The 12,554-nt window shown below is 66.0% G+C and carries 12 protein-coding genes; 6 read left to right on the forward strand and 6 right to left on the reverse strand.

Annotated features, from left to right (window positions below):
• Positions 1 to 9 precede the first annotated feature (9 nt).
• Positions 10 to 1,062 (reverse strand): class I fructose-bisphosphate aldolase, encoded by a 1,053-nt coding sequence (locus tag ABE960_RS09110; RefSeq protein ID WP_349761950.1) that lies wholly within the window; start codon positions 1,060 to 1,062, stop codon positions 10 to 12.
• A 233-nt stretch (positions 1,063 to 1,295) separates the two neighbouring features.
• On the opposite strand from ABE960_RS09110, the gene ABE960_RS09115 reads away from it, so the two are divergent.
• The 3 genes from ABE960_RS09115 (at position 1,296) to fba (ending at position 4,729) form a co-directional block, all read left to right on the forward strand.
• The gene (locus ABE960_RS09115; protein WP_349761951.1) at positions 1,296 to 2,360 is read left to right on the forward strand and encodes a type I glyceraldehyde-3-phosphate dehydrogenase; all 1,065 of its coding nucleotides are present in this window, start codon (positions 1,296 to 1,298) and stop codon (positions 2,358 to 2,360) included.
• 37 nt (positions 2,361 to 2,397) lie between these two features.
• Positions 2,398 to 3,564, forward strand: a complete 1,167-nt coding sequence (locus ABE960_RS09120) for a phosphoglycerate kinase (RefSeq protein ID WP_349761952.1) — start codon at positions 2,398 to 2,400, stop codon at positions 3,562 to 3,564.
• Positions 3,565 to 3,664: 100 nt separating this feature from the next.
• Positions 3,665 to 4,729: a class II fructose-bisphosphate aldolase gene (gene fba / locus ABE960_RS09125; protein WP_349761953.1), complete on the forward strand. Its 1,065-nt coding sequence runs from the start codon at positions 3,665 to 3,667 to the stop codon at positions 4,727 to 4,729.
• A 140-nt stretch (positions 4,730 to 4,869) separates the two neighbouring features.
• Here fba and ABE960_RS09130 read toward each other — a convergent pair whose 3' ends face one another.
• A complete protein-coding gene (locus tag ABE960_RS09130; protein WP_349761954.1) occupies positions 4,870 to 6,630 on the reverse strand; it encodes a potassium channel family protein in 1,761 nt (586 codons plus the stop codon).
• Between the two features lie 66 nt (positions 6,631 to 6,696).
• The gene (locus ABE960_RS09135; RefSeq protein ID WP_349761955.1) at positions 6,697 to 7,080 is read right to left on the reverse strand and encodes a DUF6394 family protein; all 384 of its coding nucleotides are present in this window, start codon (positions 7,078 to 7,080) and stop codon (positions 6,697 to 6,699) included.
• 254 nt (positions 7,081 to 7,334) lie between these two features.
• On the opposite strand from ABE960_RS09135, the gene ABE960_RS09140 reads away from it, so the two are divergent.
• Both ABE960_RS09140 and ABE960_RS09145 read left to right on the forward strand, forming a co-directional pair.
• A complete protein-coding gene (locus ABE960_RS09140; protein WP_349761956.1) occupies positions 7,335 to 8,018 on the forward strand; it encodes an HAD family hydrolase in 684 nt (227 codons plus the stop codon).
• Between the two features lie 107 nt (positions 8,019 to 8,125).
• On the forward strand, positions 8,126 to 8,500 hold the full coding sequence (locus tag ABE960_RS09145) for a translation initiation factor Sui1 (RefSeq protein WP_349761957.1): 375 nt from the start codon (positions 8,126 to 8,128) through the stop codon (positions 8,498 to 8,500).
• Here the strand turns inward: ABE960_RS09145 and ABE960_RS09150 are convergent.
• Entirely contained in the window at positions 8,481 to 9,362 is an 882-nt protein-coding gene (locus ABE960_RS09150; protein ID WP_349761958.1) for an NAD-dependent protein deacetylase, read from the reverse strand. The genes ABE960_RS09145 and ABE960_RS09150 overlap by 20 nt on opposite strands.
• Positions 9,363 to 9,519: 157 nt before the next feature.
• Here ABE960_RS09150 and ABE960_RS09155 point away from each other — a divergent pair, with 157 nt between their 5' ends.
• Complete coding sequence (locus tag ABE960_RS09155; protein WP_349761959.1) at positions 9,520 to 10,428, forward strand: nuclease-related domain-containing protein; 909 nt, start codon at positions 9,520 to 9,522, stop codon at positions 10,426 to 10,428.
• 70 nt (positions 10,429 to 10,498) lie between these two features.
• Here the strand turns inward: ABE960_RS09155 and ABE960_RS09160 are convergent, their stop codons facing one another.
• Both ABE960_RS09160 and ABE960_RS09165 read right to left on the reverse strand, forming a co-directional pair.
• Positions 10,499 to 11,848: a deoxyguanosinetriphosphate triphosphohydrolase gene (locus ABE960_RS09160; protein WP_349761960.1), complete on the reverse strand. Its 1,350-nt coding sequence runs from the start codon at positions 11,846 to 11,848 to the stop codon at positions 10,499 to 10,501.
• 64 nt (positions 11,849 to 11,912) lie between these two features.
• Positions 11,913 to 12,539, reverse strand: coding sequence for a hydroxymethylglutaryl-CoA lyase-like TIM-barrel protein (locus tag ABE960_RS09165; RefSeq protein WP_349761961.1), 627 nt, complete (start codon positions 12,537 to 12,539; stop codon positions 11,913 to 11,915).
• Positions 12,540 to 12,554 lie beyond the last annotated feature (15 nt).

The following is a 12,554-nucleotide window of genomic DNA, read 5'->3' on the forward strand; positions in this document are numbered from 1 at the left end:
GCGGCCGCCTCAGGCGACGGTCACCTCGGGGGACAGATAGACGTCCTGGATAGCGTTGAGCAGTTCGATGCCCTCGGCCGTGGTCTTCTGGAAGGCCTTGCGTCCCGAGATAAGCCCCATGCCGCCGGCACGCTTGTTGATCACCGCCGTGCGCACTGCCTCGCCAAGGTCGGAGGCGCCCTTGGCACCCCCGCCGGAGTTGATCAGCCCGGCACGGCCCAGGTAGCAGTTGGCCACCTGGTAGCGGGCCAGGTCGATGGGGTGGTCCGAGGCGAGGTCGCTGTAGACCAGCTCATGGGTGTGGCCGAAGCCGATGTCCCGGTAGCCCGCGTTGGTCTCGGGCAGCTTCTGCTTGACGATGTCCGCCTTGAGCGTGGCCGCCATGTGGTTGGCCTGACCGGTCAGGTCAGCGGCCACGTGGTAATCGGTGCCCTCGTGCTTGAAGGCAGGGTTGCGCAGATAGGCCCAGAGCACGGTGACCATGCCCAGCTGGTGGGCACGCTCGAAGGCCTCGCTGATCTCCATGATCTGGCGACGGCTCTCCGGCGATCCGAAGTAGATGGTCGCCCCCACCGCCACGCAGCCCATCTCGAAGGCCTGGTCGACCCGGGCGAACAGCGTCTGGTCATACACCGCCGGGTAGGTCAGCGTCTCGTTGTGGTTGAGCTTGAGAATCATGGGGATCCGGTGGGCGTAGCGGCGGGCCACCGAGGCCAGCCCCCCGAGGGTCGAGGCCACGGCATTGCAGCCCCCCTCGATGGCCAGCTCGACGATGTTGGCCGGGTCGAAATAGCGCGGGTTAGGCGCGAAGGACGCACCTGCCGAGTGCTCGATGCCCTGATCCACTGGCAGGATGCTGAGGTAGCCGGTGCCCCCCAGGCGGCCGTTGTCGAACAGCGCCTGCATACTGCGCAGCACGTTGGGGCGGCGATCGCTCTGGGCCATCACCCGGTCGACGAAATCAGGGCCGGGGGGATGGATCGTCTCGGCGGGCACGCCGCGGCACACGTGACCCAGCAGGTCATCGGCCTCGCCGCCCAGCAGCTTGGTGATATCGCTCATGTCGCTCCTCTCCTTGGTACCTTGAAGTCGTCATTTTCAGCATAGTGGATCACCCATAGTGAATGACCTTACCGAGAGGGCGCCGTGCATGCCAACGAGAGCGCCCTCAGACCTGCTCCCCTCTTCCCGCCGCTCACCTGGGGACTGATGGGTTCCTGAAGCAGACGATCGGTGGCCAGATGCGCTAGAATCCCCGCTTCGTGTTTCCCGGTCCCGGAGTCCCTGTCACCACCATGGCCCTTCGCATTGCCATCAACGGTTACGGTCGCATCGGCCAATGCGTGCTGCGCGCGCTGGTCGAGGGAGAGGCTGCCCGGCCCGCCGCGCGCGGCGGGCCGGCGGTCGAGGTCGTGGCGATCAACGAGCTCTCGGATCTTGCCACCATCGCCTACCTGACCCGCTACGACACCACCCACGGCCGATTCCCCGGCAGCGTCGAGGTAGAAGACGACCTGCTGGTGGTGAACGGCCGGGCCATCCGGGTGCTATGCGAACCCGACCCTTCGAGGCTGCCCTGGGCAGAGCTCGGCATCGACCTGGTGCTGGAGTGCTCTGGCAGCTTCAAGGATCGCGCCACCGCCGAGCGACACCTCGACTCCGGCGCCGGGCGGCTGCTGTTCTCCCAGCCCGCCGAGAGCGACGTGGATGCCACCATCGTCACCGGCATCAACGATGCCGAACTGACGGCCTCGTGTCGCATCGTCTCCGCGGCCTCCTGCACCACGAACTGCCTGGTGCCGGTGCTCACCGTGCTTGATGAGGCACTGGGAATCGAGCACGGCGTCACCACCACCATTCACTCGGCGATGAACGACCAGCCGGTGATCGACGCCTACCACCAGACTGACCTGCGCCTGACCCGCTCGGCGATGCACTCCATCGTGCCGATCGATACCGGCCTGGCTCGCGGCATCAACCGCCTGATGCCCCACCTGGCCGGGCGCTTCGAATGCCTGCATGTTCGGGTGCCGACCATCAACGTCTCGACCATGGACCTGTCGATCTGCGTGCGCGGCGACACCTCGGCGGAAGCGGTCAACTCCCTGCTGCGCGAGGCGAGCCGCGGGCGGCTCTCGGGGCTGCTCGGCTATACCGAGGAACCGATGGCCTCGTGCGACTTCAACCACGATCCGCGCTCGGGTATCGTGGATGCCACTCAGACCCGGGTGGCCGGCGGCCACCTGATCAAGCTGCTGTGCTGGTTCGATAACGAGTGGGGCTTCGCCAACCGCATGCTCGATGTCACCAGGCGTATGGCCAGCCTTCCCCCGGTCCCGACCGCTCCCTCCGACAGATGACATCCCTTCGGCTTTCCCAGACGAGGAACCTGCTTCCATGAACGTGCGCAAGATGACTGACCTCGACCTCAGCGGCCAGCGTGTACTGATCCGCGAGGACCTGAACGTACCCGTCAAGCACGGCAAGGTGACCAGCGATGCTCGCCTGCGGGCCAGCCTGCCGACCATCCAGGCCGCCCTGGATGCCGGCGCCCGAGTGATGCTGATGAGCCATCTGGGTCGCCCCACCGAGGGCGACCCGGCCGAGGAGTTCTCGCTGGCCCCGGTGGCCGACCACCTCAGTGAGCTGCTGGACCGCCCGGTGCGTCTGGTCGCGGACTATCTGGACAGCGAGGTCACGGTCGCCGACGGCGAGGTGGTGCTGCTAGAGAACGTGCGTTTCAACCGCGGCGAGAAGCAGGATGACGAGACCCTGGCGAGACACTACGCCGCCCTGTGCGACGTCTTCGTGATGGACGCCTTCGGCACGGCCCACCGCGCCCAGGCCTCCACCCATGGCGTGGCGCGCTTTGCCCCCACCGCCTGTGCAGGCCCGCTGCTGGCCGCCGAGCTCGACGCCCTGGAGAAGGCGCTGGCCAACCCCAAGCGTCCGATGGCCGCGATCGTCGGGGGCTCCAAGGTCTCCACCAAGCTCGAGGTGCTCAACGCCCTGTCCGAGAAATGCGACCAACTGATCGTCGGCGGCGGCATCGCCAACACCTTCATCGCCGCGGCCGGCTACAACGTCGGCAAATCGCTGCACGAAGCCGAACTGATCGGCCAGGCGAAGGCGCTGATGGACAGGGTCGAGATCCCGCTGCCCACCGACGTCGTGGTGGCCACCGAGTTCTCCGAGAACGCCTCCGCGGTGGTCAAGCCCGTCGACCAGGTGAATGATGACGAGATGATCCTCGACATCGGCCCAGAGACCGCCGGACGCCTGGGCGGCCTGCTCAAGGACGCCGGCACCATCCTGTGGAACGGACCTGTAGGCGTATTCGAGATCGACCAGTTCGGCAAGGGCACCGAGGCGCTGTCGATGGCCATCGCCGAGAGCAACGGTTTCTCCATCGCCGGCGGCGGTGACACCCTGGCGGCCATCGACAAGTACGGCATCGAGGATAGGGTCTCCTACATTTCCACCGGCGGCGGCGCTTTCCTCGAGTATGTCGAGGGCAAGACCCTGCCTGCGGTGAAGGCCCTGGAAGACGCCGCCGCACGCTGAGACAGGCGCGCCGCCCCGAACCCGGGCCGTCGAGGCCGCGACGTCATGGCCCTTGCATGACCCCTATCACGACCCCTATCTCTAGAGAAAAGGTGAATACATGGCACTGATCAGCATGCGCCAGATGCTGGACCACGCCGCCGAGCATGGCTACGGCGTCCCGGCCTTCAACGTCAACAACCTCGAGCAGATGCGCGCCATCATGGAAGCCGCCGACGAGACCGATTCCCCGGTGATCGTCCAGGCCTCTGCCGGCGCCCGCAAGTATGCCGGCGCGCCCTTCCTGCGCCATCTGATCCTGGCCGCCGTGGAGGAATTCCCGCACATCCCGGTGGTCATGCACCAGGACCACGGCACCAGCCCCGCGGTTTGCCAGCGCTCCATCCAGTTGGGCTTCTCCTCGGTGATGATGGACGGTTCGCTCGGTGAGGACGGCAAGACTCCGGCCAGCTACGAGTACAACGTCGACGTCACCCGGCGCACCGTGGAGATGGCCCATGCCTGCGGCGTCTCCGTCGAGGGTGAGCTGGGCTGCCTGGGCAGCCTTGAGACCGGCATGGCCGGCGAGGAAGACGGCATCGGCGCCGAGGGCAAGCTCGACATGGAGCAGCTGCTCACCGACCCGGAAGAGGCCGCCGACTTCGTCAAGGCCACCGGCGTCGACGCCCTGGCCATCGCCATCGGCACGAGCCACGGCGCCTACAAGTTCACCCGTCCGCCCACCGGCGATACCCTCTCCATACAGCGCATCAAAGAGATCCATGAGCGCATCCCGGAGACCCACCTGGTGATGCACGGCTCCTCCTCAGTGCCTCAGGAGTGGCTGGCAGTGATCAACGAATTCGGCGGCGCCATCCCCGAAACCTACGGCGTGCCGGTAGAGGAGATCGTCGAGGGCATCCGTCACGGCGTTCGCAAGGTCAACGTCGACACCGATCTGCGCCTGGCCTCCACCGGTGCCGTGCGGCGCTTCATGGCCGAGAATCCCGCGGAGTTCGACCCGCGCAAGTTCCTCAAGGCCAGCACCGCGGCCATGAAGGAGATCTGCAAGGCCCGCTACGAGGCCTTCGGCACCGCCGGCAATGCCTCGAAGATCAAGCCGATCAACCTCGAGGAGATGTTCCTGCGTTACGAGCGCGGCGAACTCGATCCCAGGGTGAAGTGATCACGGCTCATGGTTCACGGGGCTGGATCGAAACCTTGATCGAAACCATGAACGACAGGGGCGGCCGCGAGCCGCCCCTGTCGTTTCCGGCACGGCTCTGGCCTCAGCGAATGCTGCCGGCGCGCACCAGGGCGGTGATGTCATGGCCGGGGCCGATGACCTTTCGGCGGTTGATGGCGGCGACGCCGCCTGCTCCTGCCTTCAAGCCATGCGAACACGTACCCGCGCGGATCATCGACTCCCGTCAGGACATAGCGAAGCGTATAGGGGTTATGGAGCGTCGCCTGCAGCATCGGCTCTGCCGATTGGACACCGCACAGGAGGACCTCGTCGCCACCTGCCAGCGAAAAATCCTCATCCGGCAACATGATCGACTCCCCTGAACGGCGTACGGCGAGCGCTTCGCAGGGGAGCCCTTCCGGGAACGCACGCGCATCGCGGCTCAGCGGCCCCAGGGCCACCGCCTCCCCGGCATCCAGATAGTCGGTCACCGCCGGCGCTTCGGCCGGCACCAGCCTGACCGACCAGAGGTGAGGGGGGTTCGTGCCTACCGCCGCCTGAAGACGTTCCACCAGGGCTTTAGTCTGGGCCGGTTCGCGCTGCGCGAGCCAGTCGATCAGTTCCTGGACGAGGGGCGAGATCAGCAGCTTCAGGATCCGGCGCGCCGTTGTCAGGCTGTGCTGGAGGACCAGGTCGGCCCGCGCGGCATCGAACGCGACCTGATTCTCATGACTGTTCTGGCGAACGATGCGAAACACATCCGGATTGAGTTCCGTCACCGACAACAGCGTACTGAGATTGTCGGAGTCGTGATTCGTCGCGGCGACGACCCCGGCAGCATCGTCAATTCCTGCGGTCACCAAGGCCGAATGATCGGCATGCGCCTGGACCAGGACCGTCCCTTCTCCGGCCACCTTGGCGTCCACTTCCGGATCGATGATGCGCACGTCGACTCCATGGTCCCGAAGGTAGCCATGGATCCAGTGCCCCATCCGTCCGTACCCGCATAGAATCCAGTTACCCCGCGGAACGTTGACCGGCACTCCGAGTTCGACGCCATGTGCGCCCACGAACCATGCATTGAGGTTGTGCAGTTCGGGGCGCGAGATCGCCCGGTAAACGAGTTGGGCGAAAATCTCGAACGGGTCGACGACCGTGACATTGTCCAGCGCCCGCAGATTGGCCTCATGGCGAGCCGAGGTCGAACGACAGATGACCCGAAGCCACGGGCTCAGGTGCCGAGCCATCACCGCGATCTTGAGATTGACGTCGTCATCGTTCGTCAACGCGACCAGGGCCCGGCATGCGGGGTGTTCCACACCCGCGGCCAGGAGGTGTTTCGGCGCGCTGGCGTCCGCACGGAGCCCCGGCATCGCCACCGTGTAATCACGCACGCCCAATGCCTTGATGCGTTCCGGGTCGGAGTCGAGGATGACCGCACGCATGCGGTGGTCGCTCAGCCCCCGGGCAAGCAGACTGCCGGCATCGCCGAAACCGCAGAGGATGACGAAAGGTTCCGCGTTGCGTTTGACCTTGCGGGCAAACTGGAAGCTGTCCATGGACTGGATGAAATGAGGATTCTGAAAGAGGCTGATCAGGGATCCGATCGCATAGAACCATGCGATGACGCCGGTATAGAGGCAGAAGATCGTCCACAGGCGCTGCTCGTCGCTGAAGCCATTCGGCAGTTCGCCGAAACCGGTCGTGGTCGCCGTGTAGGTGAAGAAATAGAAGGCATGGAACAGATTCATGTGCGTCGTCTCGCCATCGACGACCCGGCCTGGCATCAGGGCCATGCCCATGATGCCCACCGAATACACGAACAGCAGCGCGAACAGCGGCCGGCGCATGTAGCGCAGGACGATCATCCCCACACGGTCGAGATCGGAGGTATGTGTCACGCGTTCAGCCCTCCGTCTGCCTGTTGCGGATCATGGCTGCCACGCTGAACCGACCCGCGCGCCATGCTAACGCCGCGAGAGCAGCGTATCGCCGACCAGGATCACCGTCGCGATGATGTTCGCGACCAGCGCTCCCGTAGCGATCGAGACGATATCGGCCATTTCGCCAGGCCCCGGTCCGCCCCCGCTTCCGGGTTCCGCAACGATCCAGACGACCCGTGCCGTGATCAGCAGAAAGCCGGCCACCAGACCGGACGCCAGGAGCAAGGCACCGGTCTGGGAACGATCCCCCAGTTTCAGGCCGATCGCGACCAGGTTGACGATGATGGTCAACGTGAGGATCCAGACATTGTGATGGGCGGCCGCCTCGACGCCACCCGCGACAAACGCGGCATTGAGGCTCAGGGCAAGAATGATGAAAAAACCGAATACGACGCGTTCGAAATTCATGAGCCTGCTCCTGGTCGAGACGCGCCGTCAGTATAGGCATGAGTCCTCGGTGACTGCGAACGCCAGCGCCGTGATGGAATCGGGCAGCGGCGATGATGGCATCCGACGTTTCCCGGGCTAGCGAGGCTCTCGTCATCACGATATTGAAGAACACTGTTCACAAAAAAGGGAAACTGAGCTTTACTGATGGGCAGGAAGTCGCAATATCTGTAACAATGACGTTATAACTTTTTGATTCTTCATGAGGCCCGGTGATGGCACACCCCCTCTGCCTGCTCTTCGATTGTGACGGCACCCTGGTCGACAGCGAGCCGCTGCTCGCCGACGAGATGTCATCCAGCCTGACCGACGCCGGCCTGCCCTTCCGGGCCAGCGACTACATGGGTGAATTCCGCGGAGCCCGCTTTCGCCACATCGTCGCCGAACTGGAGCACCGCCACGGCTGCGTGGACCCGGAGCGGCTCGACACCCTCGAATGCCGCATGCGTGCCAACCTCAACCGACGCCTGGCCGACGAACTCAATCCGATCGATGGCGCCACCGAGGCGCTGGCCGCCCTTGCCGGCCATCCCATGGGCGTGGTCTCCAACGGCCCGGAGAACAAGATCCGCACCTCGCTGGCCGCCACCGGCCTCTCCAACGTCTTCGGCGACCGCCTGTTCAGTGCCTACACCGCCCAATGCTGGAAGCCCGACCCCCGCCTGTTCCACCATGCCGCCCGCCTGATGGGTTTCGCACCGGAGGATTGCGTGGTCATCGATGATGCCATGGTCGGCGTCAAGGGGGCCCTGGCCGCCGGAATGACGGTGATTCATCTCAACCGCTTCCCCGACGTTGAGCAGACACCCGCCGGCGCGATCATGATCAGCAACATGTTCCAGTTGCCCACCGTCATCGCCCACCTGGAAAGCGGCCGCGCCATGGCGGTCCACGCCTGATATCCACACCCCCTCCCTCGCTTGCGCCTGTGGAAAGATCGGCGGATGCAGCCCGCTGCCGGGATGGCTATCATCGCGACGACACTATCGAACATGAGGAGGCCGACATGGCATCCCTGAAGGACCAGCTCGGCGGACTGGTCTATTCCACCGAGCATGGCGACACCTGCCCGGACTGCCGCCGCCCCCTGACCGAATGCTGCTGTGCCGAGCGGGCCGAGCAGGACCGCCTTGCCGAGCTCGATGGCACCGTACGCATTCGCCGCGAGACCAGCGGCCGCAAGGGCAAGGGCGTCACCACCCTGGAGGGCATCCCGCTGCCGGCAGGAGAGCTCAAGACCCTGGCCAAGGCGCTCAAGAAGCGCTGCGGCACTGGCGGCGCCATCAAGGAAGGCATCATCGAGATCCAGGGCGACCATCGCGAGCTGTTGAAGTGCGAACTCGAGAAGCGCGGCTACCGGGTCAAGCTGGCCGGCGGCTGACCGCCGGGCAAGCATCGCCCTCCAGCGTCTCGCACAGCGATGACAGGGCGTCGGCCGGGGCCTCCACCTTCAGGGTATAGAGGTCGTCGGCTCGCGTTCGGCCCAGGTTGAGGCAGGCGATGGGGCGCCCCTCCCTGGCCGCGGCCCGAGCGAAGCGGAAACCGGAAAAGACCATCAGCGAAGAGCCCACCACCAGCAGGGCATCGCTCTCCCCCAGCAGGGCGAAGGCGGCCTCCACGTTGGCCCGCGGCACGCTGTCGCCGAAGAACACCACATCGGGCTTGTAGATGCCGTCACCGCAGCGCGTGCAGCCGGGCACCCGGAAAGCGGAGAAGTCGGCCTCGAGATCGGCATCGCCATCCGGCCCCGCCCGGGCACCGACCTGCTGCCAGTGTGGATTGCGGTCGGCCAGTTCGGCATGCAGGTCATGGCGCATGCGCCGGGTGCCACAGCTCATGCAGCGCACCCTGTCGGCCCGGCCGTGCAGGTCGATCACCCGCCGGGAGCCGGCCCTCTGGTGCAGGCCGTCGACGTTCTGGGTGATCACTCCATTCACCTTCCCCAGCGCCTCTAGCCGGGCCAGGGCCGCATGGGCGGCATTGGGGCTGGCCTCCTGCAGGGTGCGAAAGCCCACCAGGGCCCGCGCCCAGTAACGCTGTCGCGCCGCATGGCTGGCCATGAACACCTGGTGCTGCATCGGTGGCGGCCGCTTCCAGTCGCCATGATCGTCCCGGTAGTCGGGAATGCCACTGGCGGTGCTGATGCCGGCGCCAGTGAGCACGGCGAGCCGCGGGTGCCGGTCGAAGAACGCCAGCAGCGCCTCCAGGTCATGGTCCTTGACTGCCAGGGTGCTCGTTCTCATGCTGCTGTGTCTCACGCCGACCTCCTCGCTGCCCACTGCTTGCGCCTCACTGCTCGCGCCTCACTTCGGGCTCCCCGCCGATCACGACGAAAGAGCATGGCTCCCCGGGGGGGAGGTTGTCTAGAATGGGGATTCCCCTTCAGGGCAAGGAACCCCGATGGCCTGGCTGGAATACCTGCTACCCCTGATCTTCCTGTTTCCGCTGGCGGCCACCGCCGTCATCGTGCTGGCGCTGCGCAACCTGCACGATGCACGGGTGCACTCACCATTCGACGCTCACCCGTTGCGCGAGCCCGGCCAGAGTCTGCGCGACCGCCTCGATCGCGCCTTCGCCAACCTGTTCCTCGACGGTGCCCTCGGGCCCATCGTCACCCTGGCACCACTGGTCTACGGCATGGGTCGCATGCTCTTCGCCAGCGAGCAGGACTGGATCGAGTGGGCGCTCTACGGAGCGCTTTGCACCCTGCTGGCGCTGGTATTCTGCTTCCTGCTGATCCGCGACTTCCAGCGCATCCGCCGGCTCAAGCTGGGGCTGGCCTGTGAACTCGCCGTGGGCCAGGAGCTCGAGCGGCTGATCCGCCCCGAGGAGCACCCCTACTTCGTCTTCCACGACGTCCCGGGCGACGGCTATACCATCGACCATGTGGCGGTCACCCCCCACGGCATCTTCGTGGTCGAGACCCGCGCCCGCACGCCGGCCATCACCCCCGGTGGCCAGGAGGACAATCGCGTCGTCGTGGAAGCCGAGCGCCTGCGCTTCCCCGGGTGGAGCGAGCGTCTCCCGCTGGGCAAGACCCGCCAGGCCACTCGCTGGTTGACGGCCTGGCTGGAACACCAGGTCGGTACGGCAGTGCCGGTCAAGGGGGTACTGGCCCTGCCCGGATGGGAGATCGACACCAGCGCGGCGCCGGATGACCTGCTGGTGGTCGGTGGTGGAGACCTGGCCATGCGCCTCTCCGCGGCCCGCCTGGGAGAGCTCGACACCGCCGCCCACGACGCCGTGATCGTCGCCCTTCACCAGCGCGCCAGCCGGCGGGACCTTCCCCCGGTGGATCGCTCGAGCTGATCCATCGAAGGGGGTCGCGCAGCGACTGCAGGCTTGTCGCAACAGCCGTGCAAGGCTGCATGCCCCATGATCAATCCCGCCGCAGGCGACCGCCCATTTCCTGGGCCAGGTCCACCGCGAAGTGATCGGTCATGCCACCGATGAAGTCGAGCATGCGCCGGTAACTGTCGTAGAGGCTCCATGAGGGTCGCGGCGTGTTCTCGCCGATCAGCGCCAGCACCCGCTGGTGCTTGAAGGTGGACCGGCCATGGTGATGCAGTTCATGGGCGGCGCCGATGAAGGCCTCCAGCAGGATCCCCAGGGTGGTATGGGCGCCGATCTCCAGCTTGGCCTTGCGCTCGTTCTGGAAGATCCGCTTGCGGGCCAGCTGCTTGGCCGTCTTCACCCCCCAGCCCAGGTCCGGGTGGCAGAGCTCCAGCAGGTCGTCCTTGAGGCGACCGCCCAGCAGTTCCGCCTCGTGCTGCACGAAGACCGCACCGACGTCGTTCACCGCCCGCTCCATGGCCGCCCCACGCAGCGCGGCGATGCGACGGCGCTGGGAGACCCCATCACGCTCCATCTCGGCATAATCCTGGGGAACGCCGCCGGCGATCTGGGTAAGAATCTCGGCCACCTCGTTGAACCCCAGGATACCCATCTCCAGGCCATCCTCGAGGTCGAGCAGCGCATAGCAGATGTCGTCGGCGGCCTCGACCAGCCAGGCCAGCGGGTGACGGCACCAGCGCCCCTGGCCCCGGGGCAACAGGCCGAGCCGGTCGGCCACCTCCTCCAGCAGCTCGCGCTCGCTCTGGTAGCAGCCGAACTTACCGGCCGCCCCGCCGTGCTCCACCGTCCAGGGATACTTGAGCAGGGTACCCAGGGTGGCGGTGGTGAGACGCATGCCGCCACGGAACTGGTTGTATTCAATCTGGGTGACGATGCGAAAACCCTGGGCGTTGCCCTCGTAGGTCAGCAGGTCCTGGCGTTCGAGCGCCGACAACCCCTCCAGCAGCCCGCTGCCATCGGCCTCGGCGCGGGCGAACCAGTCGCGAATGGCGTATTCGCCGGCATGACCGAAGGGTGGGTTGCCGATGTCATGCCCCAGGCACGCTGCCTGGACGATCACCCCCAGGTCTGCCGGTGTGATCCAGTCGGGCAGGCGGTCGCGCAGCAGCTCACCGGCGATCATGCCAAGCGAGCGGCCTACGCAGCCCACCTCCAGCGAATGCGTCAAGCGGGTGTGGATATGGTCGTTGTCGGTCAGCGGGTGTACCTGAGTCTTGCGCCCCAGGCGGCGGAAGGAGCCGGCGAAGACGATCCGGTCATGGTCCTTGTGGAAGGGGCTGCGGCCGATCTCGCCACGGCCATTGCCGGGGCGTGAGTCGCGGCGGTCATGCAGCCGTCCCGGATCGAGCAACCGCTCCCAGCTCATCTGCGTCATGGGCAATCTCTCCTTGGAGGACCCATTCTGGCAGCCCCGGGGGCCGGCGCCCAGCCCCGACGGCCTAGGAAAGACGCGCCCTGACGACCCAGGAGTAGACCAGGCCGGCGACGATCAGGGTGACGGCGAAGAGGTAGATGCCCATCGAGATACCGCTGCTCCACAGAATGTTCCACTCCCCGGCCGAGATCGCCATGGCACGCCGCAGGTTGAACTCCATCTGCCCACCCAGCAGGCCCAGCACCACCGGCACCGTGGGAATCTCCAGCTTGCGCAGCGAATAGCCCAGCACCCCGTGGCCCAGCGACAGCCGGTTCGCTCCAAGGTCGGCGAAGTGGCTGGCAATACGGCCAATGACTTGTACATCGATATCCCCCTCGAAGGGGCAGCCGAAGGCAGTGGTCATGGCTCCACGGACCTCGATGCCGCTGCCCTCGAGGTGGCGGGCGATCTGCTCGAAACCCGCCAAGGAGTCCTCGACGCGGCAATTGACGTTCTTGGCGTTGTGAGTCTGCGAGGCAGAGACGAACAACACCACCGAGTCGACCCCCGCCTCCAGGGCACGCTCGGCAACGCGAAGGTTCGGCACCAGCGCAAAGAAATGGACATCTGGCGTATCTCGCAGGGAAGACATCAGCTCGCGGGCATCGGCCAGAGCCGGCACGGCCCGGGGACTGACGAAGGAGGTCAACTCGAACTGCCTACC

The sequence above is a fragment of the Halomonas aquatica genome (genome assembly GCF_040196335.1).
GTDB classification, from domain to species: Bacteria; Pseudomonadota; Gammaproteobacteria; order Pseudomonadales; family Halomonadaceae; genus Halomonas; species Halomonas aquatica.